This window comes from Acetivibrio sp. MSJd-27 (assembly GCF_018918095.1).
GTDB lineage: Bacteria > Bacillota > Clostridia > UMGS1840 > HGM11507 > HGM11507.
In genome coordinates, this window is record NZ_JAHLPV010000042.1 from 1 (window position 1) to 24,428 (window position 24,428).

The window sequence follows — 24,428 nt, forward strand, 5'->3', positions numbered from 1 at the left end:
CGTTTTTCTTTTCTGCGCTCCCTTTTTAACAGATTATGCACAGGTCGATCTCCTGTTAGTCCTAATACCTTTTCTATTTCTTTATGTGTCATCCCTTGGTTGAGCATTTCTTTAATTTGCGGCAATAGTTCTAATGTGTGTTGATATTTTCTCGACATATCATTAACCCCCTACTTGTAGTATTATCCTACAATAGGGGGCTTTTGTCTATTGTCCGTTTTTACTGGACTTGTTCAATGTGGTATCCGGGGGTTTTAAAGTAAATAAGTTTCATTGTGCCGGAAGATATTTATTTGTGGACAATAATATCTGTCAATTCAAGATTTTTTGTGATGAAATGCTCCTTCATCTCTTGCGGAGCGGAATAGTCGGTTGAGAGATATTTTTTGTTATCGTCGGCAAAGACAGTCGTCATGATGCAATCTTCACTGATTTTGTCCTGTGCCATAATACTGCCAATGAAATTTGCGCCAGAGGAAACGCCAACACCGATTCCCAATTTTTCCGATAGCATTCTGGCCATGACAATGGAGTCACCGTCATCTACAGACACCACATCACTTAGCTCATTCAGTTTCAGAATGCTTGGAATAAATTCGTCTGAGATTCCCTGAATACGATGTTTTCCCACTTTATAACCGGTGGACAATGTGGGGGAATTTAAAGGCTCCAGCGGAAAGGCACGAAAATCGGAATTATACTCTTTCAGCCTTTTGCCGATTCCCATAACAGTGCCGCCTGTTCCAACACCAGCAACGACACCGTCCGCTTTCAGTCCGAGTTTGCCGAGTTGACGGGCAATCTCAAGTCCTGTGGTGACATAATGTGTTTCTATATTGTCGTTATTGGAAAACTGACGAGGTAAAAACACTCCGCCTTGCTTGGCCAGTTCTTCCGTCATACGAATAGAGCCTAGAAAGCCGCCTTCTTCACGGGAAACCAGCCTTACCTCCGCACCGTAGCTTTGCATCAGGTTAATCCGTTCACGGCTCATCCAGTCCGGCATGTAAATGATGACTTTATGGCCCAGATAACTTCCCAAGGCAGAAAAGGCGATTCCCGTATTGCCGCTGGTAGCCTCGGCAATCATGTCGCTTTTCGCAATCGTTCCTTCCTTGTAAGCTTTCTTTAAAATATAAAGGGCAACCCGGTCTTTGATGCTGCCTGTTAAATTATAAGCTTCCGCTTTTGCAAAAATTCTTCTTTTTTTTCCTTTATATAGAAAATGAATTTCCAGAAGTGGTGTATTTCCAATCAATGGAGATATTCGGTCAAATTTTTCGATTGTCTGCATAATCAATGTCCCTCTTTGTTTCATCAATATTCATTCAATAAGGAGCTTAGCTCCGACATTCAACGGAAAATAATGATATCCCCGCTGAATGGAAGACGTGATTCTCCCGCCTTGGAGAGGCGGGAACATCTTGCTTGTTGTTATATTATATCATAATCGGAAAGAAAATTTCCACTTTTTCGTTTAAAAACAGAGAAAAAATCAAAAAAGAGTCTTTTTTTCCTCGATTCCAGCAATTGTGGAAGATAACTTTATATGGTATAATATACATAAGGCATATTATACAGCTATGTCTAAGCTTCTCATCCGGAACAAGTCCGAACAACCGAGGACAATGATACTATAAAAATCTCTGCTTGGACGCCTTTATGAAACAATGAGAACGAAGGCTTTTTATTCGGAAAGATGTAAAAATAATGCGTATGATGAATGTTTTGCCGAAAGAAAGGAAAATAGAATGTCAGAATTAACAACAGGGTATCTGTTTCCGAAAGAAAAACTGAAAAGATTGATTTTTCCATTGATTATTGAACAAACACTTGCCATAACGGTAGGAATGGCGGATACTATGATGATTTCTTCCGCAGGGGAAGCGGCGGTTTCCGGAGTTTCCTTAGTAGATATGATTAATGTAGTGCTCATTAATATTTTTGCGGCACTGGCTACTGGCGGAGCAGTCATAGCGTCTCAGTATATTGGAAGCAGAAATAGCCAAAAAGCCTGTGAGGCAGCCAAACAGCTTTTGATTGTCACCATTGGAATTTCTTTTCTTATTATGGGACTGACGATAGCATTTCGCCGGCCTTTGCTGCGTCTGTTTTTCGGCAATATTCATGAGGATGTAATGACAAACGCTCTTTTGTATCTGTTTATTTCATCTTTGTCCTATCCATTTTTAGCTCTATACAACTCCTGTGCCGCTTTGTTTCGTTCCATGGGGAATTCAAAAATTTCTATGAAGATTTCTCTGCTAATGAATGTGATCAATATCACAGGAAATGCGGTTTTCATTTTTGGATTTCAAAAAGGAGTTGCGGGAGCTGCAATTGCCTCCTTGATTTCCAGAATTGTAGCGGCGGCGGTTATGCTGAAATTACTTTGCAATCAAAAGAATGAAATACATATTTCCTTCCAGGAGAAGTGGAAACTTGATTTTTCGATGATGAAACGAATTTTACGGATCGGAGTACCAAATGGATTGGAAAATAGTTTTTTTCAACTGGGAAGAGTTATTGTTGTAAGTATTATCGCTTCCTTTGGCACCGTTCAGATCGCGGCAAACGCAGTTGCGAATAATTTGGATTCATTGGGCTGTATTCCAGGACAGGCAATGAGTTTGGCGGTTATCACGGTAGTGGGACAGTGCATTGGTGCTGGAGATGTAAAACAAGCTATTTATTATACGAAAAGGCTGCTTCGGTTTACCTATGTGCTCATGATCGGCTTAAATACAATGATTCTGATTGCATTGCCATGGATTTTAAAGATCTACAATCTATCCGAAGAAACGATTCAGCTTGCCACAATTCTGATTGTAGTGCATAATGCGGCGGCCATGATACTGTGGCCGTTGTCATTTACGCTTCCCAACGCACTTAGAGCAGCAAATGATGTAAAGTTTCCAATGATTGTCTCCGTTTTTTCAATGCTGACATTTCGGATTGCTTTTAGTTATATCTTGGGGAGCTATTTTCATCTGGGTGCAATTGGCGTATGGATTGCAATGATTATGGACTGGGTGTTTCGAGTGACTTGTTTTGCAGGACGTTTTCACAATGGAAAATGGAAAACGTTTAAAACAATATAAGTTGATGGCAGTACATAATTATGCAAATTTCCATCTAAAATTCTTGACAGAACCCTGAAACAAATGCGAATGTGCATCATAAGCGTTTCATCTTGTTATATGAATAGTAAAATGTCTTCTGCCTTTCTGTGAGGAATGGCATACTCTTTTTTAGCGCGAGGACTATTCCTGCTAAATCTTTGCAAAATGCGGCAATTCCTCTTATTGAACCTTGCAATACATGTTCCCTTACCGTCAGATTCAAACTTATCAACAAACAGCGGGTAAATAACTCTTGTTACTCAAGAGGAAAGTGTTTTTATGAAATGTTTTTCCACGAGTGTCGAAAAGCGTCGCATTACGTAGGTTGCGGTGAAGTACAAAAAGGTATATAAATAAATAGAGAATAAGAAGAAGGAAAAATAAAAAGTGGGGGAATATGATGGATAGGATTCGTGTATTAGTAGTGGAAGATAATACAGAAATGTGTGATATCTTTGAGAATTATCTTCCATTGACAACGGAACTGGAACTATGCGGGGTTGCAAAGGATGGGGAAGAAGGACTTCGTAAAATTTTCGAATTAAAACCGGATGTTGTTCTTCTTGATATTATCATGCCTAAACTGGATGGGATTTCTGTGTTGGAAAAGCTGCAGACAAATCCGCCGGAAAAGATGCCTTGCATTATTGTCATGTCGGCTGTCGGGCAGGAAAGATTTACAGCACGAGCCTTGGAACTGGGAGCAAGCTACTATTTTATAAAGCCTTTGAGCCTGGAGGACATCTGCCGCAGGATTTCTTTTATCATAGCACCTGCTTCTGCATGCAATGTACCGGCACATGATATAGAGGGAATGATTTCTCAGGAAGTGATTGAACTGGGAGTTCCGACAAATATCCTGGGATTTAAATATATTATTGAAGCGGTGGAACTTCTAATCAGAGGAAAGATGAGCTATCCCATCTCAAAACAGATTTATGCTCAAATTGCGCAAAACAACCGTACAACAGTGGAGTGTGTGGAAAGTGCTCTTCGAAAAACGATTAGCCGTATATATGAAAGTCAAAGTCAAAAAATTCAGGCGCTCACACATGAAGAGAAGAAGCCCAGCAATGCTCAATTTTTAACTGCTTTAGCAGAAAATATTAAACAGAAAAGGCGGTTATCCTATGTCTAGCCCGCTGATGGATAAATTGGATTTGTCAATGGAGGAAGCATTTTCTCTATCTCAGAAAGTAGGTAATGTAGGAAGTTGGCTTTTCCTTATGGAAAGCCGTGAATTTAGCTGGTCAGATGAAGTTTATGCAATTTACGGACTGCCGCTGGACACGCCTCTTACCTGTGAACTCTATCATTCTATCATTCATCCGGAGGACTGCTTGCTGGTGAAACAGAATTTTACATCCATCTTTATGCGGAAAACTTATACCTCAATTCATAGAGTGGTAGCGGGTGAGAAAACAAAATGGGTGGAAGATCGCGGACAGTTGAGAAAAAATGAAAAAAAAGGTTATACCTATGTCATTGGCATGGTACATGATGTTACATGGATGAAAGAACAGCAAATCAGCATTGACCGCCGGTGGTTTGAATTTAATGTGATTACAAGTTATTTGGCGAAAACTGCTAATACTGGAGATATGGAATCTATTATAAGAAATGTGAAACATACAATACGAAAAATCATGGATATAGAAGTTGTTGTTCTTTTTGTTTCATTCAAAGGAGTTTATAATATGATTTCTTCCGAAGATGAGAATAATTATCATTTTTATCTAAATCAGGAAGACGAACACTATCTTGCTTTTCAGACATTAAATCGCGGACGGAAGCTTCATGTGCAGATTTCAGATTATCCGCATCCTGAAAGCAGAGAGAGGCTTAAACGGTTGGGAGTGAAATCAGTTTGGGGGATGCCGCTGATAAATGGCGGAGAAGTTATCGGAGGCTTATCTGTTGCCCTGAAAAGGGAGGAGCCCTATGAAAATGAGATTTGGTTTTTGGAAACGCTTGGCGACTACCTGTCTGCACAGCTGAAGAATGCGATCCTCTATCATCAGTTAAAGCAAGAATTAGAGGAGCGGATAAGATCCGAAGAGAAAAACAGGGAGCTGCAGGAATTTGTGAAGATTGAAAAATTGCGCTCTGAAATATTTATGAATGTGTCTCATGAATTCAAAACACCTTTGAATGTCATTTTGTCTACTGTAGAATTGGTAAAGGCTAAATTGCACCATCAGACAAAATCATGTGATTTGGAAGAGTATAAGCGCTATGCTGACTATGTTGAGCAGAATGCATACCGTTTATTGAATCTAACAGTCAATTTAATGGATTCTGCAAAGCTGCATCATGGAGTGCCAGATTCTTTTTTTAAAAACTGCGATTTGATAGAAATTATTTCAGGGATAACGGATTCTGTCAGTCCCTATGCGGCAAACCGGAATATCGGGCTTCAATTTATTTCAAAAATACAGGAAGCCCACTATTTGGTGTGTGACAGAGAAAAAATAGAACGAATTCTTTTAAATTTGTTATCCAACGCAATTAAAAATACCCCTTTAGGGGGGACGATCGCTGTGTCACTTTGGGAGGAAGAAGAATACTTTTATATCTCTGTGGAGGACAATGGCATAGGAATTCCGGAGGAAATCCTGCCTTTTATTTTTGATAAATTTAAAGTGGGTTATCATGGTTTATCCAGGCAGAGCGAAGGAAGCGGGATCGGCCTATCCATTGTAAAAGAATTGGTTAAAATACATGGGGGGACAATTCGGGCGGATAGCCTGGTAGGAAAGGGAACAAAAATAGTATTCAATCTTTCAAAGAGTTTAAAACCTTCTGTAGGTTTTGCTTCTTCTTTAAACCATAACTCTTTGGATAAGACCAGACTAAAAATGGAATTTTCAGATGTGGAATGAGGATATTTTTAGAAGGAACCGCTATGTCATGATAACCGTCTTACAGAAGAAAATGCGGGGAGGAAAATAAGATGGAGGAAAAGTGTACATGCCGCCGGAAAGGCTGTAAAAGACATGGAAACTGTGCGGCGTGCAGGGAATATCATAGAACATGTGAGCGCTATCCTGCTCCGTCCTGTGAAAAAAAGAAAAAATCTGCCCCGGTCAAAAGGGCAGATTTTTAATACATTTTCAGATGAAAAATTAACGGTTATTTTTTGTGCTCATGGAAGTCGGTGGATTATGCAGGACGTTATAGTTTCCATGGGGACGATCTCCAGGATAATAAAAGTATACAAATTTGATAGAAAAGATATCGCAGACAATAAAATTGTTAAATTGGTCATCATATAAGGTGATATAACTTGTTCCGACAGAATATAACAATCCCTGTTTGCGCATTAATCGTTCTGTTCCAATCAAAAATTCAATCACGACGTATTCGCCGATGTTATCCGCTAGAATTTTTTGCATGGAGCCTTTCATTTCTTCTCCGTCAAAAGAACTCTGGGGAGGTGTCGTAAAATTTCTTGTTGTAGTGGAACCATCGGGCATTGTTTCATATGAATTGTTTTCTTCCTGGTTTATAACGGAAGCTCTTTTTTTCTGTTGTGGAAAAGAATTGTTGAATTGTTTGAATTGATCCATTTCAACCTCCTTATATTAGGTTTTTGCATAATTTTCGGTTGGGTTATAGAAGCAGTGGTCACCGATGCGTATTACAAACTGTCCCACATTTGACGGGAAATTTTGCCGACAGGTTGGTGCAAAGGGGTTAAAATACCAGAGTGCAAATCCAAGGTTTGTCAGACGGTTTCCGGCAATGGCCCAGTTTGCAATGTCATAATGTACTTGTGTTGGCCGCATATTGTAAATATTCTGTGTATTGACGGTGCCGCGGATGGTTTCCCGCACACAGTCAAACTGTCCGGGCTGATATACAACAGCACGGATAGTGCTTTCCAAGCGGCCGTATTCCCCATATGTGATATTAACGCGGTTCATAACAACACAGGCAACCGCCTTCATTCCGTTTTCCCCTTCACCGCCTGCTTCACATTCAATGATACGCGCCAGAATTTCTAAATCGGAAAATGCCATTGCACATCTCCTTTCCACTATTTTTGCAAACGGTTTTGTACATTATATTCATTTTCGTTTTATTTCATTCCAAAAATTCAGAAATTTCCTAGTATCTCTTTGTTTTATTTTGCTCAAAAGAAATTTTAACTCATTTCGCCGTAATTTCCTAGATTATAAGAAAAAACTCTGTCAAGCAATATATGACAGAGTTTTTGATAACGAAAAATATTAAAATATCTATTTTATTCATTATACAAGGATTTATCAAAAAAAGCAAGAGATTTGTCTGGAGTAGAAGGAAATTTGGATTCTTCACCAATTAAGTGGAAAAAGGTAAATGAAATTTATTGATTTTGATATTTCTTTTTCCATGGAAATAGTGTATAATATTGAAGTATAATGGATAACTATTTGAAAATAAAGAAAGAATCTTCTCTTTAGGAGGAACTTGTGTGCAAAACGAAAAAATACTGGTTTTGGATTTCGGCGGACAGTATAATCAGCTGATTGCCAGACGGGTGAGGGATCATCACGTTTATTGCGAAGTGCGTTCTTATAAAATATCTTTGGAAGAAATCAAAACATTTGCTCCAAAGGGAATTATTTTTACCGGAGGTCCCAACAGTGTATATCTGGAGGATTCTCCGAGGTATGACAAGGCAATTTTTGAGCTTGGCATTCCGGTTTTGGGAATCTGCTATGGGGCCCAGCTGGTCAGTTATCTGAACGGCGGGGAGGTCTGTGCGGCTCCAAAGAGAGAATATGGCAGGACAGAGATGAAGGTTGTGAAAAAAGACAGCCTGCTCTACCGGGATATTCCCGAGACCTCTGTTGTATGGATGAGCCATACAGATTATATCAAGCAAATGCCTGGCGATTTTGAAATAACTGCAAGTACACAAGATTGTCCCTGCGCGTCTTTTGAAAACGAGAAGAAGCAAATTTATGCAGTGCAATATCATCCGGAAGTGCTTCATTCTGAATTTGGATTAAAAATTCTTTATAATTTTTTGTATCATGTATGCAAAGTATCCGGTGATTGGCGGATGGATTCTTTCGTGGAACAGCAGATTCAAGCGTTAAGAAAAAAAATCGGCAGTAAAAAAGTTCTGTGTGCTCTGTCCGGAGGTGTGGATTCCTCTGTTGCCGCAGTTATGATTCACAAAGCTGTCGGCAAGCAGCTGACCTGTATTTTCGTGGATCACGGTTTGCTTCGTAAAAACGAAGGGGACGATGTGGAAAAAGTTTTCTCACAGGAATTTGATATGAATCTGATTCGTGTAAATGCGGCAGAACGTTTTCTGGACAAGTTAAAAGGCATCTGTGATCCTGAGACAAAGCGGAAAATAATTGGAGAAGAATTTATTCGTGTTTTTGAGGAAGAAGCAAAGAAAATTGGTGCGGTGGACTTTTTGGTGCAGGGAACCATCTATCCCGATGTGATTGAAAGTGGTACGGGAGACGCCGCTGTGATTAAAAGCCATCACAATGTGGGCGGCCTTCCGGATTATGTGGATTTTAAAGAGATTATTGAGCCCTTGCGCGATCTGTTTAAAGACGAGGTCAGAAACGCGGGAAGGAAACTTGGCATACCGGAATTTCTGGTCAGCCGCCAGCCATTCCCGGGACCCGGTCTTGCAATCCGCGTGATAGGGGATATTACCGAAGAAAAGCTGGACATTTTGCGGGATGCGGATGCCATTTTTCGGGAAGAAGTCGCAAATGCCGGACTGCAGAATTCCGTTCACCAGTATTTTGCGGTGCTGACCGATATGCGCAGTGTAGGTGTTATGGGAGACGAGAGGACCTATGATTATACGCTTGCTCTCCGGGCGGTATCCACTACTGATTTTATGACGGCGGACTGGGCGAGAATTCCTTATGATGTACTGGAGACCGTTTCCAACCGTATTGTCAATGAGGTGAAATCTATCAACCGTATTGTGTATGACATTACTTCAAAGCCGCCGTCAACCATAGAGTGGGAGTAAAATTGGAAGAAATAAATGTAATTTATAACAAATATATAGGGGGAAAGGTATATGCAAAATAACAAACGGCCTGAAACGATGGAACGTATTACAACAAAGGCTCTTGCAGATGCATTTATAGCGGAACAGATAGATGAAATACGTGCACAGGTAGGAGATAAAAAGGTGCTTCTCGCTCTTTCCGGCGGGGTGGATTCGTCTGTTGTTGCGGCTCTTTTGATTAAAGCAATCGGAAAACAATTGGTTTGTGTACATGTAAACCATGGTCTTCTGCGTAAGGGGGAGCCGGAACAGGTCGTTGAGGTTTTCCGCAATCAGATGGATGCGAATCTCGTCTATGTTGATGCGGCTGAGCGCTTCTTGGACAAACTTGCAGGTGTTGCAGATCCCGAACAGAAGCGTAAAATTATAGGTGCAGAGTTTATCCGCGTATTTGAGGAAGAGGCGCGCAAACAGAAGGGGATTGAATTCCTTGCGCAAGGGACGATTTATCCCGATATTATTGAGAGTGACGGAGTGAAAGCGCACCACAATGTAGGCGGACTCCCGGAAGACATGCAGCTTGAATTGGTTGAGCCGCTCAAATTACTCTACAAGGATGAAGTGCGTGTTGTCGGAAGCGCATTGGGACTTCCCGACAATATGGTTTACCGTCAACCGTTCCCTGGCCCGGGTCTCGGTGTACGCTGTCTGGGTGAGATCACCAGAGAAAGACTGGAAGCCGTTCGGGAATCAGATGCGATTCTCCGCGAAGAATTCGCGAAAAATGGTCTGGAAGGTAAGGTGTGGCAGTATTTCACAGCAGTGCCGGATTTCAAATCGGTGGGCGTGAGTGAAAACACACGTACATTTGCATATCCGGTTATTATCCGTGCCGTTAATACGGTTGACGCAATGACTGCGACGGTGGAGGATATTCCGTTTGCACTGCTGCAGCACATCACAGCACGCATCACCAGTGAGGTGAAGAATGTAAACCGCGTTCTCTATGACCTTACTCCAAAGCCAACAGGGACAATTGAGTGGGAATAAGCAAAATTCAAAAATAGAAGACCGGGAGGAAACGCTGGGATGATTTTTGAAAATAACGACAGAATTGTATTCGCCGGGGATTCGGTGACGGATATGGAAAGTGTAAACCCTATAGGGGAAACGACAGGTCCGTTTGATGATCTGGGGAAAAGCTATGTACGGGTCATTGAAAATATGCTTACTGTATATTATCCGGAGCGGAATATACGGATTACCAATGCAGGAATATCTGGCAATACGAGCCGTGATTTGCTGGAGAGATATCACAGAGACGTTGTCGAATTGAAGCCTGACTGGGTTTCCATCTGTATCGGTATCAATGACGTCTGGCGGCAGTTTGACGCGCCGGCCAGACTGGACGCGCAGGTGCAGCCGGATGAATATGAACGGAATGTGGAAGCGATGATAAACGCTGTCAAGGGTTCCGTCAAAGGAATTTTTATTTTGTCACCTTATTATATGGAGCCGAACCGGGAAGATAAAATGCGTGCCAGAATGGATGAATATGTTTTGATATGCGGGAAACTGGCTCAAAAGCACCAATGCATTTTTGTCAATTTTCAGGAAGTGTATGAAAAATTCTGCAAAATTCGGCATTCCTCAAACATTGCATGGGACAGAGTGCACCCGAATCAAATCGGAGCGACTTTAATGGCAAGGACATTTCTGGATAAATGTGAATTTGATTATAGCCGCAGATGAGAGCATAAGAAAATAAAGAGATAACATACAAAAGTGGTTAAGGAAGAAAATAAAATTTCAGGAGGTAGGAGATGTACTTTTGTTTGACCTCATATCTATGTGTTAATAAACAGCAAAAAGAGTCCATGCGCGGACAAAACAAGGGCGTATCCTACACAAATCCTGCAGTGTAGCTGTATAAAGTCGGATTGTATCAATCCGGCTTTTTCCAATAGCGAAGAAAAAATATATGGGGGTAAAAGAGATGTCAAAGGTAGCAGTCATTATGGGCAGTGATTCCGATTACAATACTTTGGTTCCTGCCATTAAGTTACTCAAGGAGTATGGAGTTACAGTGGATGTGAATGTCATGTCCGCACACAGGACACCCGATCTGGCGAAAGAATATGCGTCAAATGCGGAGGCAAACGGCGTGGACGTCATTATTGCGGCGGCTGGTATGGCGGCGCATTTGCCGGGGGTTATCGCTGCATTTACCACTTTGCCGGTCATTGGTGTTCCGATTAAGGCTGCCTGTCTGGAGGGGATGGACGCCCTTCTGGCAATGGTTCAGATGCCCAGCGGCATCCCGGTTGCAACGGTTGCAATTAATGGGGCGAAGAATGCCGCTATCCTGGCGCTGCAGATTTTGGCGCTTTCCAATCCGGAATTGAGAACAAAATTAAAAGTGATGAAAGAGAATATGAAACTGGAAGTACTGAAAAAAAATGAAGCGATAAAAGCGGAGGTAGAAAAGTTATGAGCAATGTAAACAAAAAAGAATTACTGTACGAGGGAAAAGCAAAGAAGGTTTATTTGACGGACAATGAGGATTATCTGATTGTTGACTACAAAGATGATGCCACTGCATTCAATGGCTTGAAAAAAGGATCGATTCAGGGCAAAGGAGCAATCAATAACCGTGTTTCCAACCATCTGTTTAAAATGCTGGAGAAGAATGGGGTGGAAACGCATCTGGTCGAAGAGATTTCCGATCGGGAAACCATTGTAAAAAAAGTTTCTATTGTTCCGATTGAGGTGATTGTAAGGAACATTGCAGCGGGAAGCCTTTCCAAACGTTTGGGATTGGAAGAGGGGACAAAACTGAAAAAGACAGTTTTGGAATACAGCTATAAAAATGATGAGCTGGGCGATCCCATGATCAATGATTACCATGTATATGCCATGGAACTGGCGACGAAAGAGGAGCTGGAAACCATAGCAAAGACTGCGTTTAAAGTAAACGAACTGCTGAGTGCTTATTTAAAGGATTTAAATATTGAACTGATTGACTTTAAATTGGAATTCGGCCGGTTCAAAGGAAAGATTATTCTGGCGGACGAGATATCCCCCGATACCTGCCGTTTCTGGGATTCCGTTACCAAGGAAAAGTTGGACAAGGATCGTTTCAGAAGGGACTTGGGCAACGTGGAGGATGCTTATCAGGAAATTTTAAAACGTTTAATGGGAGAATAAGATGGAGAATAGAGAATACGTATTTGCAGAGAATGAGGGCAAGCTGAAGGAAGAATGCGGCGTTTTCGGCATCTTTGCCAATGACGGTGATTTGGACTGTGCCAGCCTCGCCTATTATGCCCTGTTTGCTTTACAGCATCGCGGACAGGAGAGTTGCGGCATTGCGGTCAACGACAACGGTACCATCATTTACCATAAAAATTTGGGACTGGTGCCTGAGGTGTTCAACGAGGTTGTTTTAAATCATTTGAAAGGACAGATGGCTGTCGGTCATGTGCGTTATTCCACCACGGGGAGTAACCTGCGTGAAAATGCTCAGCCGCTGGTCACAAAATATATTAAAGGCACGCTGACAATTGCTCACAACGGCAATCTGGTAAATGCAACCCGGCTGAGAAATGAGCTGGAGCAGACTGGTTCTGTTTTTCAGGGCACGAATGATTCCGAGGTAATGGCCTGTCTGATTGCAAAAGAGAGAATCAATACCCATTCGGTGGAAGACGCGATTGAGAAAATGATGGACAAGCTGATAGGTGCTTATTCACTGGTCATTATGTCCCCATCTAAAATGATTGCTGTCCGGGATCCGAATGGTTTTCGTCCCCTTTCCATTGGCAAATTAAACAATTCTTATGTGGTAGCATCTGAAACCGTTGCATTTGACGCCATTGGAGCAGAGTTCGTGCGTGATGTTCTGCCGGGAGAAATTGTGGTTATCACGAAGGACGGGCTTAAGTCTATTCCGCCAAAAAAACAATGCGACACAAGCCTTTGCATTTTTGAGCATATTTACTTTGCCCGTCCCGACAGTATCATTGAGGGTGCCAGTGTGTATAATGCGCGAAAGTGTGCCGGCAGATTCCTTGCGCAGGAGCATCCTGTGGAGGCAGATGTGGTAATCGCCGTACCGGATTCCGGGATTGCTGCGGCAATTGGATATGCAGAGGAATCGGGTATCCCTTACGATATCGGTTTGATGAAAAATCGTTATATCGGAAGAACCTTTATCCAGCCAACTCAGGCAATGCGTGAGAATGCGGTGCGGATTAAGCTGAACGCGCTCTCCGCCATTGTGAATGGAAAGCGTGTTGTCATGGTGGACGATTCGATTGTCCGCGGTACAACATCCAAACGGATTATCCAGCTCTTGCGGGATGCCGGAGCGAAAGAGGTACACATGCGCGTCAGTTCTCCGCCTTTTCTGTATCCCTGCTATTTCGGGACAGATATTCCGAACAGGGATTCCCTGGTGGCGGTCGGACGCACTGTGGAAGAGATCGGTGAGTTGATCGGTGTGGACAGTCTCGGCTTCCTGAGTGTGGATAATATGATGAAGATTGCAGAGGGATCCAAATGCGGATTCTGTAATGCTTGCTTTACCGGAGAATACCCTGTTCCTGTGGAGGAAGCGCGGAAAGAAAATGAATCCGGCAACAAGGACAGAAAATTTATTAAAGTACTGGGAGAAGAATAATAGAGACAGAGACATTCGCTGTGCTTTGTCCTTTGCTCTGAAAAATTTAGCCGCTTTGCGGCAGATAGGATGAAATGTTATGAATAAAGCATATACGGAAGCGGGCGTGAATGTTCATGCAGGCTACGAGGCGGTTAAACTCATGTCGAAACATGTGAAAAAGACCTTTACGGACGGGGTTATGACAGATATCGGCGGTTTCGGCGGATTGTTTGAACTGAAAGATTTTAAGAATCCGGTTCTGGTTTCCGGAACGGACGGCGTAGGGACAAAACTGAAACTGGCATTTTTGCTGGACAATCACAAGACCATCGGTCAGGACTGTGTTGCCATGTGTGCCAATGACATTGCCTGCTCCGGTGCGAAACCATTGTTTTTTCTGGATTATCTGGCAGTCGGTAAGAATGAACCTCAAAAGGTTGCGGAGATTGTCTCCGGTGTATGTGCTGGGTGTATTCAGGCGGGGTGTGCTTTGATTGGCGGCGAAACGGCGGAAATGCCTGGATTTTATCCGATCGATGAGTATGATTTGGCAGGCTTCTGCGTTGGTGCGGTGGAAAAGGATAAAATTATTGATACCTCCTCCATCAAACCGGGTGATAAACTGATCGGAATTGCTTCCAGCGGAGTGCATTCCAACGGATATTCCCTGGTCAGAAAGGTCTTTGACATCAATGACAATGACGTGGAAGGAACCAGAAAACGGTTGAATGAATACAGCGAAGAGCTGGGAATGACAATCGGGGAGGCTTTGCTCACCCCCACAAAGATATATGTGAAATTTATTCTTCATCTGCTGGAAAAATTCACGCTGAAGGGAATTGCCCATATCACCGGCGGAGGATTCTATGAGAATATTCCCAGAATGTTCGGGGAAGGCCTCCGTGCAAAGATTGACGTTCATTCCTTTGATATCCTTCCGATTTTTGAACTGATTCAGAAGAAAGGCGGTATCACGGCAAAGGATATGTTTAATACCTTTAATATGGGGATCGGGCTTGTCATGGCGGTAAACGCACAGGATGCAGAGGCAGTTGTGAAGGAAGCGGAATCACTGGGAGAAAAAGCATGGGTTATCGGTGAAGTGGTTGCCGGTGAAAACGGGGTGGATTTATAAATGAAGCGGATTGCGGTGCTGGTATCCGGAGGAGGAACCAATTTACAGGCAATCATTGACGCCATACAAAACGGAAGCATTACAAACGGGAAAATCGTAAAGGTGATTGCCAGCAAGCAGGGGATTTTTGCGCTCCAGCGTGCAAAGGAGAACGGAATCGCCGCTGCGGTGATCTCCAGAAAACAGTTTGACAGTGTGGAAGCATATGACAGGGCGATGGTGGAGGAACTACAAAAAGACAGAGTGGATTTGATTGTCCTTGCGGGTTTTCTATCCATTTTGGGAGAACAGGTTATCCGGGCCTTTCCAAATCGGATTATCAATATTCACCCTGCCCTGATCCCCTCTTTCTGCGGGCCGGGGTTTTACGGCCTGCATGTACATAAGGCCGCTTTGGAAAAAGGCGTTAAGATCACGGGGGCAACCGTACATTTTGTCAACGAAATTGTGGACGGCGGGGCCATTATCCTGCAAAAAGCAGTGGAAGTGCAGGAAGGAGATACTTCTGAAATCCTGCAAAAGCGTGTTATGGAGCAAGCGGAGTGGCATATCCTGCCCCAGGCGATTGATTTGTTTTGCAATGATCAGATTTTGATAAACGAAAATCAGGTTTCCATTAAAAGATAGCGGAGGTTAGTAAGATGAAAAAAAGAGCTTTAATCAGTGTGTCAGACAAAGCCGGTGTTGTCGACTTTGCCAAAAACTTGGAAGAACTGGGATTTGAAATTGTCTCAACCGGCGGGACAGCAAAAGCGCTGTCCGATGCAGGGGTTGCGGTGATCAACGTCTCGGATATCACCGGTTTTCCGGAATGCCTGGACGGCAGGGTAAAAACCCTGCATCCAAAAATCCATGCGGGTATTCTTGCGATGAGAAGCAATCCCGAGCATATGAAAACATTGGAGGAGCTTGAGGTGAACACCATTGACGTGGTGGCGATCAATCTGTATCCCTTTAAAGCGACGATCCGTAAGGAAAATGTATCCATGGAGGAGTGCATCGAGAATATCGACATCGGGGGACCGACTATGATTCGTGCGGCGGCAAAAAATTGGCAGGATGTGGCGGTTATCGTTGATCCCTCTGATTATGACAGAGTAGTGAAGGAATTAAGAGCCGATGGCTGTGTATCTAGGGATACAAAACTGGAACTGGCATTTAAGGTATTTGAGCATACCAGCGATTATGATACCATGATTGCGAATTACCTGAAAAAGAAAGTAAATGTGGAACAGTTCCGCGATACCTTTACTGTGACCTATGAGAAGGCCATGGATTTGCGGTATGGTGAAAATCCGCATCAGAAAGCGGTTTATTATAAGGAAGTGCTTCCGGCGGATGGCAGCATCGTCAATGCAAAACAGCTCCACGGAAAAGAGCTTTCCTTCAACAACATCAATGACACCAATGGCGCTCTGCAGCTGTTAAAAGAGTTTAAAGAACCTACGGTTGTGGCAGTTAAACATGCCAATCCGTGCGGGGTAGGTATCGGTGAGTCGATTTTTGACGCCTATCAGAAGGCGTATGAAGCAGATCCGGTTTCCATTTTCGGCGGAATTGTAGCGGCGAACCGTGAGATTGACGAAAAAACTGCAGAAGAGATTAACAAAATTTTCATTGAGATCGTCATTGCTCCTTCTTTCAGCGAAAAAGCTTTTCAAATTCTTTCCCAGAAGAAGAATATTCGTCTCTTATCATTGGAAAATATCCTTGATATAGAGGAAAATGGTGTAGAATTCAAAAAAGTGTCCGGCGGGCTGTTGGTACAAAATGTAGATAATGAACTGATGAATGAGGCTGATTTGGAATGTGTTACTGAGGTGAAACCTACCGAAGAACAGCTGAAACAGATGAAATTTGCTTGGAAGGTTGTTAAACACACCAAATCAAACGCGATCGTTCTGGCAAAGGACAATGCTACTATCGGTGTGGGTCCTGGCCAGACAAACCGTATCACTGCGCTGGAATTGGCAATTAAATATGCTGCTGACAAAACGGAAGGTTCTGTGATGGCTTCCGATGCATTCTTCCCATTCTCCGACTGTGTGGAAGCCGCACACAAAGCAGGAATCAAAGCGATTATTCAGCCGGGTGGTTCCATCCGTGATCAGGAATCCATTGACGCCTGCAATAAATACGGCATCGCAATGGTATTCACCAAAATGCGTCATTTCAAACATTAATACCGAAAGAAACGGAGATTTCCTATGAAAGTTTTAGTGGTTGGCGGAGGCGGACGTGAACACGCCATTGTGAAAAAAATTGCGGAAAGTTCAAAAGTGGATAAAATATACTGCGCTCCCGGCAATGCCGGAATCGGTGAATTGGCGGAGCTTGCGGATATCAAAGCAACCGACATAGAAGGACAGCTGAAATTTGCGAAAGAGCATGAGATAGACTTGACGGTTGTGGCACCGGATGACCCCTTGGTTCTGGGAATGGTGGACGCTTTTTCGGAAGCGGGTCTCCGTGCGTTTGGTCCAAATAAGGAAGCTGCTCAAATGGAGGGCAGTAAGGTTTTTGCCAAGGAATTGATGAAAAAATATAATATTCCTACGGCCAAATATGAAGTTTTTACCGATTATGAGAATGCTTTTGGTTACATCAAAGAACAAAACAGCTATCCTGCCGTTATCAAGGCAGAGGGATTAGCATTGGGAAAAGGGGTCATCATCGCTCAGAATGAACAGGAAGCGGAAGATGGCTTAAAAGAGATTATGCTGGACAAGGTATTCGGGCAATCCGGAAACCGGGTGGTTATCGAGGAATTTCTTACAGGGCCGGAAATTTCGGTTCTGGCGTTCTGCGACGGAAAAACAGTGAGACCGATGGTTTCCGCCCAGGATCATAAGCGTGCTTACGATCAGGATAAGGGACCTAATACCGGAGGCATGGGTACCTTTTCTCCCAGTCGTATTTACGATGAAAAAATGGCCGAAGAGTGTATGAATCATATCTTTTTGCCGACGATAAATGCACTGCGCAGCGAAGGAATTACATATAAAGGTGTTCTGTATTTTGGTCTGATGTCCACAAAAGATGGGGTAAAAGTGATTGAGTACAACGCAAGATTCGGCGATCCGGAGACACAGGTTGTCCTGCCGCGGCTAAAAACCGATCTGGTTGATATCTTTGAAAGCTGTATTGACGGTACACTGGATGAAATGGATATCAAGTGGAGCGATGATGCCGCTGTATGTGTCGTCATGGCTTCCGGAGGATATCCCAAAAAATATCAGACAGGCTATGAAATAAAGGGACTGAATGAGGTTGCCGGCGGTATCACCGTATACCATGCCGGAACCAAAAAGGAAGACGGCGTATTCAAGACAAATGGCGGACGGGTGCTTGGTGTGACAGCCCTCGGGAAAGATTTGGACGATGCAATTAAAAATGCGTACCGGGCAGTGGAGAAGATTACCTTCACCGATGCGCATTACAGAAAGGATATCGGGATCAAATGAAAAACATTCCGAAAGTACGGCTGTTTTTGAATGGCATATTGAACCGTCTCGACGCCCCTGAATTGTTTGTGCGGATAGAATGTATCTTATATTCCGGGACAAAAGAGTTTCCGTTAAACTGTGAGTTGGAGGAAGGGGAACTCTCCATGGATTATCTGGGGACCAAACGGATGATTAACCGGAATGAATTGGGCGAATTTCTTTTAAGAGAACTGCCCAAATATGATAAGCTTTTGCTGCACTATATTGAACGCGCCAATACCTATGTGCTGAACGGAGATGAGCAGGGAGTCAGAACGTCTGTCAAGGAAACAGCGGCGGAAAAAGCTGCTGTCCGGACGGCTTCGGTCGGTGGAAGAGAATATATTATCCGACAACAGGATGCTCCCGGACTTCTGCGTGCGATTGGAATTGTGGCGGATAACGGAAAGATCAAAAATGACATGATTCGCAAATATAATCAGATTGATCGTTTTGTTGAATTGGTTTCCGATATTTCTATGCCGAAGGACAGAGCGGCAATTATTATGGATTGTGCCTGCGGAAAGAGTTATCTTTCCTTTGCCTTGAATTATTATTTTACCGAGCTCAGAAAACTGCGTACAAAAATCATCGGTGTGGACTATAACCAAGGTGTTATAAAATCATCCAAGCTGATGGCGGAGGGATTGCGCTATTATAACATGGAATTTCTCTGTGAGGATTTAAGGCAATTTGACTATGGCAGGAAAATTGATTTGCTGATTTCCCTGCACGGCTGTGATATCGCTACGGATTATGCCATTTATTCCGGCATTAAGCATAAGGCAGGAGCAATTGTTGTCGTCCCTTGCTGCCATAAGGAGCTGGCAAAGCAAATTGCTTACGATCCGTTTGAGAGCATGATGAAACATGGAATTTTTAAACGACGGTTCTGTGATGTCCTGACTGATTCTTTGCGTGTCCTTTTGCTGGAAATGATGGGATATAAGGTTTCCGTGCTGGAGTATGTATCTCCGCTGGATACGCCAAAAAATATAATGTTGAAGGCAGTGCGAACCTCAGGATACAATGCGGTTGCAAAAGAAAATTATCTTCGTTTAAAGGAGCAGTTTCATGTTCATCCTACCTTGGAAATGCTGCTCTGTGACTATCTGAAGATCAAAAGTCTTTATGAGGATTTTTAACAGCATAGGAAATTGTGCGCCATTACAGGTTTCAAAAATCGTGAGCGAAGCGAACTTGTGTTTTGCTGAAAGAAAAATTCTTCCACTGTTCTATCTCTCCCTTCAGACATTGTCGGGAAAGATGTGGAGAAGTTTGATAATTGGAAAAGAGGAGAACACATATGCAACAGAAAATATTTGACTTTCACTGTCACATTTTCCCGGAGAAGCTGGCGCCGAAGGCAGTCAAAAATATTGGCAGCTTTTATCATCTGGAGATGACAAAGAAAGGAACCGCAGCCGATCTGATTTCTTTGTACCACGAATACGGCATTGACAATATGCTGGTGCATTCTACCGCTACGAAAAAAGAGCAGGTGGAAAATATCAACGATTTTATCATTGAGGAAGTACACAGACATAAAGAATTGATCGGCTTTGGGACGATGCATCCGGATTTTGAAAACAAAGAACTGGAATTTCAGAGAATTTTGGAATGCGGTCTCAAGGGGTTGAAAATCCATCCGGATTTCCAGGAAGTCAATATAGATGACGAAAGAATGTATCCCATCTATGAGATGGTGGGAGACTCTGTGCCGATACTGTTTCATGTGGGAGATAAAATGAAAGATTTTTCCCATCCCAGAAGGCTTTTGAAAGTGATGAATGATTTTCCGAAGCTTAGACCGGTAGCAGCACATATGGGAGGATACTCCGTTTGGGATGAAGCTTTGGAGCTTTTCAGGGGGAAAAACGTCTGGTTTGATACTTGTTCCTCCTTTGCATTTCTGACGAATCAGAAGATAGAAAAGATTATGAAAACACATGGCGTAGAAAAGATTTTGTTTGCTTCAGACTATCCAATGTGGGATGCGAAAGAGGAATATGAACGTCTTTTGACATTGGATTTGACACAGAAAGAAAAGGAAGATATTCTTTTTTATAATGGGATGCGTTTTTTAAAAATGTAGAAAAAGCTCCCGTGGTAATACAGAAAACTTCATGCGGTTATGTATTTGAAGCGGAGGCAGATGAATTATCCGTTGTATGATAAAGAGGAAGGAAATCGTTTGATATGACAAAAATAATACGCCAGTCTTTTGGACATACAAAGGATGGAAAACGAGTTGATCAATTTATTCTTACCAATGAGGTGGGGGCTTCTGTGTCGGTATTAAATTACGGAGCAACGATTCAATCTGTTTTGGTTCCGGACCGGGATGGTAAATTGGAAGATGTGGTACTTGGCTGTGACAGCATGCAGGATTACGAGAAGCAAAACTGCTATTTTGGTGCAGTGATTGGCAGGTATGCAAACCGCATGGGAGGAAGTCGCTTTTCGCTAAATGGGAAGCGTTATTTGCTTGAGGCAAATGAAGGAAGAAATTCTCTTCACGGCGGATTTTGCGGATTTGACAAAAAAATTTGGGATGCGGCTGTGGATGGCGAACGTATCATCTGCCGCCTGATCAGCCCGGACGGTGACGGCGGATTTCCTGGTGAGATGCAGGTGACGGTTGTTTACTGTTTTGATGATGATAACAGACTGACTATTGATTATACTGCGGTATGTGATGCAGATACAATTTGTAATTTGACAAATCACAGCTATTTTAATCTCGGCGGCAAAGGGGACATACTCTCTCATATGCTGGAGATGAATGCATCTCGTTACACACAAATTAATAATGAGTTGCTTCCCACCGGAATACTTTCACCGGTCAATGAAACGCCTTTTGATTTCCTTCAGCCAAAAGCAATCGGTGCTCAGATTCAGGATCGAAACACTCAGATACAGATTGCAGGCGGATACGACCACAATTTTGTTTTGGACAGCGGTCAGAATTTTGCCTGTGCTGCGAAAGTCTATTGTCCTGCCAGCGGCCGGACAATGACAGTAGAAACGGATATGCCGGGTGTACAATTCTACAGCGGAAATTTCATCAAAAATATTTCGGGAAAAAAACATGAGATCTATCAAAAGCATAGTGGATTCTGTTTAGAGACACAGATGTTCCCGGATTCTACGGCGCATCCTGAATTCCCTTCGACGGTCATTCGGAAAGATGAAAAATTTCACAGCTGTACGGTCTATCAATTTGGCGTCTGCAGAGATAAATGACATTAGAGCTGATAGCAGATTAATCTGCTGTTGACATCTGTCATACTTTCTGCTATGATAAAAATAGAAAAAGCTGTGAAGAGAAACAGTAGGCATTTTGAAATTTTCAGAGAGAAGATGGCTGGTGAAAATCTTTAAGGGAGAAATGCTGAACCCGTCTTGGAGCTGCGGGCTGAACGATAAAAGCAAATAAGCCTTGCCGGCATAAGCCCTCCGTTATGGGATGCAGTCATCAGATTGCGAAAAGTGCAGGTTCTGTTCGCTGAAAGTGTGAATAAATCTGAAATTAGGTGGTACCGCGGATGAAAGATTCGCCCTAAGCTTTTGATAGCTTGGGGCTTTTTTATTAAAACGGTGTCACGTGAGAAATAGACTGGGAGGTTGTTGCTATGAAACTGGAAAAAATGGTGGGGGATCGATTTAAGGAAAGGCCCTCCAACTGCGTGATTGACAGCCACGCATTGATGCTGCGCGGGGGATATATGAAAGGTGTTGCCAATGGCATCTATTCTTCTTATATGCCGCTCAAGAGAATTACGCGTAAAATTGAGCAGATTATCCGGGAAGAGATGGATGCCATTGACGGGCAGGAGGTTTCCTTTCCTGTTGTTCTGCCGGCGGCTCTTTGGGAGGAATCCGGAAGGTTTGAAAGCGTTGGCAGTGAACTGATGCGTTTCAAGGATAGAAACGGGATTCCGATGGTTCTGGGAATGACCCATGAGGAGGCGGCGGTACAGCTGGTGCGGGAGTATGCTCAGAGCTATACAAAATATCCTTTCATGATCTATCAGATTCAAACAAAATTCCGCGACGAAGCCCGTCCCAGAGGCGGTCTTATCCGAGTACGCGAGTTTACTATGAAAGATGCTTATTCCTTTCATACCTCTCAGGAAGACCTGGAGCAGTATTATGACAAATGTCACAAAGCATATGAACGTATTTTTGCTCGGGTTGGCATTCCGGAAGTTATCTCTGTTGCCTCTGACTCCGGTATGATGGGAGGCAGTATTTCCCATGAATTTATGCTGCTGACGCCTATTGGAGAAGATTCCATAGCCGTTTGCCCGGAATGTGGCTATCGAGCGAATATGGAGGCTGCCGAAAGTATTCTTCAGAATACAAAGGATGAAAACGAGGAAGCTTTGACACTGGTTCACACACCTGATATCCACACGATAGAGGAGGTTTGCAGCTTTTTGAATACCCCTCAGGAAAAATCCTGTAAAGCGGTTGTTTACCAGCGTAATGACAATGATGCGTTTGTCGTATTGTTTATCCGCGGTGATATCGATGTAAATGAGACAAAGCTTACGAACTATCTAAAAACGGAGATCCGCCCTGCGATTATCACAGAAGAAGTTGGATTACATCCGGGCTATATCGGTCCCTATGGGCTGAAAGGAGATTTTACCGTTCTGTTTGACAGTTCTTTGAAAAACACGAACAACCTTTCCTGCGGCGCCAATAAAGAGGAATATCATTATACCGGTCTGCAGATTGAACGCGACTGCGGAAAAGTGGAATACCATGATTTTGCTAAGATTACCGAAGGCGGAATCTGTCCCCAGTGCGGTAAGCCCGCTATTACGGTTTCCAGAGGAATAGAGGTTGGAAATATTTTTCAGCTGGGTACCAAATATACAAAATCTATGGGGATGCAGTATTTGGATCAAAACGGTGAGGAGCAGTTCCCGATTATGGGCTGTTATGGCATTGGCGTGGGAAGGCTTGCGGCTTCTGTCTGTGAAGTGAGACATGATGACAATGGTCCAATCTGGCCGATGTCTATTGCGCCGTGGCAGGTACATCTGTGCTGTGTAAGAAGTGATACTCCTGAAGTGAAGGCTTGTGCCGATAAATTATATGAAGAATTGCAAAAACAGGGAATTGAAGTGATTTATGATGACAGGAATGTCCGCGCAGGCGTTATGTTCTCGGATGCAGATTTGTTGGGGATACCTGTCCGTATGATTGTCAGTCCCCGCAATCTGGAGGAAGGCTGTGTGGAGATTTTGGCGAGAGACAAGAGCTTCTCCGAAAAAGAATCCTTGGAGTGTGCTTCAAAGAGAGTAAAAGAAATCGTTGCAAGCCTGATGAACTAAAATACAACCTTATAGATGTAAATCTATGAATACAGCGAAAAGAAGATGTTTTCTACCTTTATAGATGGTAAACATCTTCTTTTATTTTTATATGGTAGATTAATCATACCGAATTATTTTATGCATCTGCCTTTGTCTAGGTTAGAATTTTCATTTTTAGCCTCTTTATCTGAATGAACGCTTTTTTCTTTTACATTCGCATTTATCAAATTCGGTATTAAACGCATAAAAGTTCTTGGGATCCAGATTGTGCCGCACAATGAGGAGTGATTCATCCAAATTACCGATTTATACAGGGGGAGAAAGGTAGTTATAACATGGGGGTGTCTCCTTCGATTTTATATGTATCTCTCACTTTTTTCTTGTTTCTTTAGACAAATGATAAAATCTTTCTCAATTTAAAGTTTCATTCGTTCAGAAATTTGTTTTCTTCATAAAAAATTGTTCGTGAGTGTGGAACAATTTTCCTTGTTGTATCACGAAAACCACCAGCAATGCTGGTGGTACCAAAAAGCTTAAGCTATGAGTAGAAAAAGAAACCTCCTTTTGTTAAAATAAGTGTAGGTTCACCAACCGCACAAAAAACAAAAGGAGGGATCAAGTCGTGAAACTTGATACAAATAGTTTAGCACACACGAAGTGGAATTGCAAATATCACATCGTATTTGCACCGAAGTACCGCAGGCAGGTCATATATG

Annotated in this window: 21 protein-coding genes and 1 other annotated feature; of the genes, 18 read left to right on the plus strand and 3 right to left on the minus strand. The window is 42.9% G+C overall.

The window, feature by feature from the left end:
• Positions 1–289 precede the first annotated feature (289 nt).
• On the minus strand, positions 290–1,294 hold the full coding sequence (locus tag KQI32_RS11105) for a PLP-dependent cysteine synthase family protein (protein WP_177690821.1): 1,005 nt from the start codon (positions 1,292–1,294) through the stop codon (positions 290–292).
• 457 nt (positions 1,295–1,751) lie between these two features.
• Between KQI32_RS11105 and KQI32_RS11110 the strand changes: the two genes are divergently transcribed.
• The 3 genes from KQI32_RS11110 to KQI32_RS11120 all read left to right on the plus strand — a co-directional run bounded on the left by KQI32_RS11110 (position 1,752) and on the right by KQI32_RS11120 (position 6,004).
• Entirely contained in the window at positions 1,752–3,101 is a 1,350-nt protein-coding gene (locus tag KQI32_RS11110) for an MATE family efflux transporter (RefSeq protein ID WP_177690823.1), read from the plus strand.
• Positions 3,102–3,522: 421 nt separating this feature from the next.
• On the plus strand, positions 3,523–4,260 hold the full coding sequence (locus tag KQI32_RS11115) for a response regulator (protein ID WP_177690825.1): 738 nt from the start codon (positions 3,523–3,525) through the stop codon (positions 4,258–4,260).
• Positions 4,253–6,004 (plus strand): ATP-binding protein, encoded by a 1,752-nt coding sequence (locus KQI32_RS11120; RefSeq protein WP_216425216.1) that lies wholly within the window; start codon positions 4,253–4,255, stop codon positions 6,002–6,004. The genes KQI32_RS11115 and KQI32_RS11120 overlap by 8 nt, the downstream gene beginning before the upstream one ends.
• Before the next feature lie 243 nt (positions 6,005–6,247).
• Here KQI32_RS11120 and KQI32_RS11125 read toward each other — a convergent pair whose 3' ends face one another.
• Both KQI32_RS11125 and KQI32_RS11130 read right to left on the minus strand, forming a co-directional pair.
• Positions 6,248–6,691 (minus strand): hypothetical protein, encoded by a 444-nt coding sequence (locus tag KQI32_RS11125; protein WP_216425218.1) that lies wholly within the window; start codon positions 6,689–6,691, stop codon positions 6,248–6,250.
• Between the two features lie 15 nt (positions 6,692–6,706).
• Positions 6,707–7,144, minus strand: coding sequence for a cell wall hydrolase (locus tag KQI32_RS11130; protein WP_177690832.1), 438 nt, complete (start codon positions 7,142–7,144; stop codon positions 6,707–6,709).
• Between the two features lie 434 nt (positions 7,145–7,578).
• On the opposite strand from KQI32_RS11130, the gene guaA (KQI32_RS11135) reads away from it, so the two are divergent.
• The 15 genes from guaA (KQI32_RS11135) to KQI32_RS11205 form a co-directional block, all read left to right on the plus strand.
• Complete coding sequence (guaA, locus tag KQI32_RS11135) at positions 7,579–9,117, plus strand: glutamine-hydrolyzing GMP synthase (protein ID WP_177690834.1); 1,539 nt, start codon at positions 7,579–7,581, stop codon at positions 9,115–9,117.
• Between the two features lie 78 nt (positions 9,118–9,195).
• On the plus strand, positions 9,196–10,149 hold the full coding sequence (gene guaA, locus KQI32_RS11140) for a glutamine-hydrolyzing GMP synthase (RefSeq protein WP_308167055.1): 954 nt from the start codon (positions 9,196–9,198) through the stop codon (positions 10,147–10,149).
• A gap of 39 nt (positions 10,150–10,188) precedes the next feature.
• Positions 10,189–10,851: an SGNH/GDSL hydrolase family protein gene (locus tag KQI32_RS11145; protein ID WP_216425220.1), complete on the plus strand. Its 663-nt coding sequence runs from the start codon at positions 10,189–10,191 to the stop codon at positions 10,849–10,851.
• A gap of 244 nt (positions 10,852–11,095) precedes the next feature.
• Positions 11,096–11,593 (plus strand): 5-(carboxyamino)imidazole ribonucleotide mutase, encoded by a 498-nt coding sequence (gene purE / locus KQI32_RS11150; protein WP_374197081.1) that lies wholly within the window; start codon positions 11,096–11,098, stop codon positions 11,591–11,593.
• On the plus strand, positions 11,590–12,306 hold the full coding sequence (gene purC / locus KQI32_RS11155; protein WP_177690843.1) for a phosphoribosylaminoimidazolesuccinocarboxamide synthase: 717 nt from the start codon (positions 11,590–11,592) through the stop codon (positions 12,304–12,306). Before purE ends, purC begins: the two co-directional genes overlap by 4 nt.
• A gap of 1 nt (position 12,307) precedes the next feature.
• Entirely contained in the window at positions 12,308–13,780 is a 1,473-nt protein-coding gene (gene purF / locus KQI32_RS11160; RefSeq protein ID WP_216425222.1) for an amidophosphoribosyltransferase, read from the plus strand.
• 79 nt (positions 13,781–13,859) lie between these two features.
• On the plus strand, positions 13,860–14,897 hold the full coding sequence (gene purM / locus KQI32_RS11165; RefSeq protein WP_216425224.1) for a phosphoribosylformylglycinamidine cyclo-ligase: 1,038 nt from the start codon (positions 13,860–13,862) through the stop codon (positions 14,895–14,897).
• The gene (purN, locus tag KQI32_RS11170) at positions 14,898–15,524 is read left to right on the plus strand and encodes a phosphoribosylglycinamide formyltransferase (protein ID WP_177690849.1); all 627 of its coding nucleotides are present in this window, start codon (positions 14,898–14,900) and stop codon (positions 15,522–15,524) included. It abuts the gene before it with no gap.
• 14 nt (positions 15,525–15,538) lie between these two features.
• Positions 15,539–17,080 (plus strand): bifunctional phosphoribosylaminoimidazolecarboxamide formyltransferase/IMP cyclohydrolase, encoded by a 1,542-nt coding sequence (gene purH / locus KQI32_RS11175; protein ID WP_216425226.1) that lies wholly within the window; start codon positions 15,539–15,541, stop codon positions 17,078–17,080.
• A 24-nt stretch (positions 17,081–17,104) separates the two neighbouring features.
• Entirely contained in the window at positions 17,105–18,361 is a 1,257-nt protein-coding gene (gene purD, locus KQI32_RS11180) for a phosphoribosylamine--glycine ligase (RefSeq protein ID WP_216425227.1), read from the plus strand.
• The gene (locus tag KQI32_RS11185) at positions 18,358–19,527 is read left to right on the plus strand and encodes an SAM-dependent methyltransferase (protein WP_216425230.1); all 1,170 of its coding nucleotides are present in this window, start codon (positions 18,358–18,360) and stop codon (positions 19,525–19,527) included. The genes purD and KQI32_RS11185 overlap by 4 nt, the downstream gene beginning before the upstream one ends.
• 161 nt (positions 19,528–19,688) lie before the next feature.
• A complete protein-coding gene (locus KQI32_RS11190) occupies positions 19,689–20,477 on the plus strand; it encodes an amidohydrolase family protein (protein ID WP_177690857.1) in 789 nt (262 codons plus the stop codon).
• 104 nt (positions 20,478–20,581) lie between these two features.
• Positions 20,582–21,628: an aldose epimerase family protein gene (locus KQI32_RS11195; protein WP_216425231.1), complete on the plus strand. Its 1,047-nt coding sequence runs from the start codon at positions 20,582–20,584 to the stop codon at positions 21,626–21,628.
• 66 nt (positions 21,629–21,694) lie between these two features.
• Positions 21,695–21,950, plus strand: a binding site (T-box leader).
• Between the two features lie 67 nt (positions 21,951–22,017).
• Complete coding sequence (locus KQI32_RS11200; protein ID WP_216425233.1) at positions 22,018–23,730, plus strand: proline--tRNA ligase; 1,713 nt, start codon at positions 22,018–22,020, stop codon at positions 23,728–23,730.
• A 604-nt stretch (positions 23,731–24,334) separates the two neighbouring features.
• Positions 24,335–24,428, plus strand: a 94-nt coding sequence (locus KQI32_RS11205) for a transposase (protein ID WP_216424134.1), incomplete at its 3' end; no start/stop codon positions are given.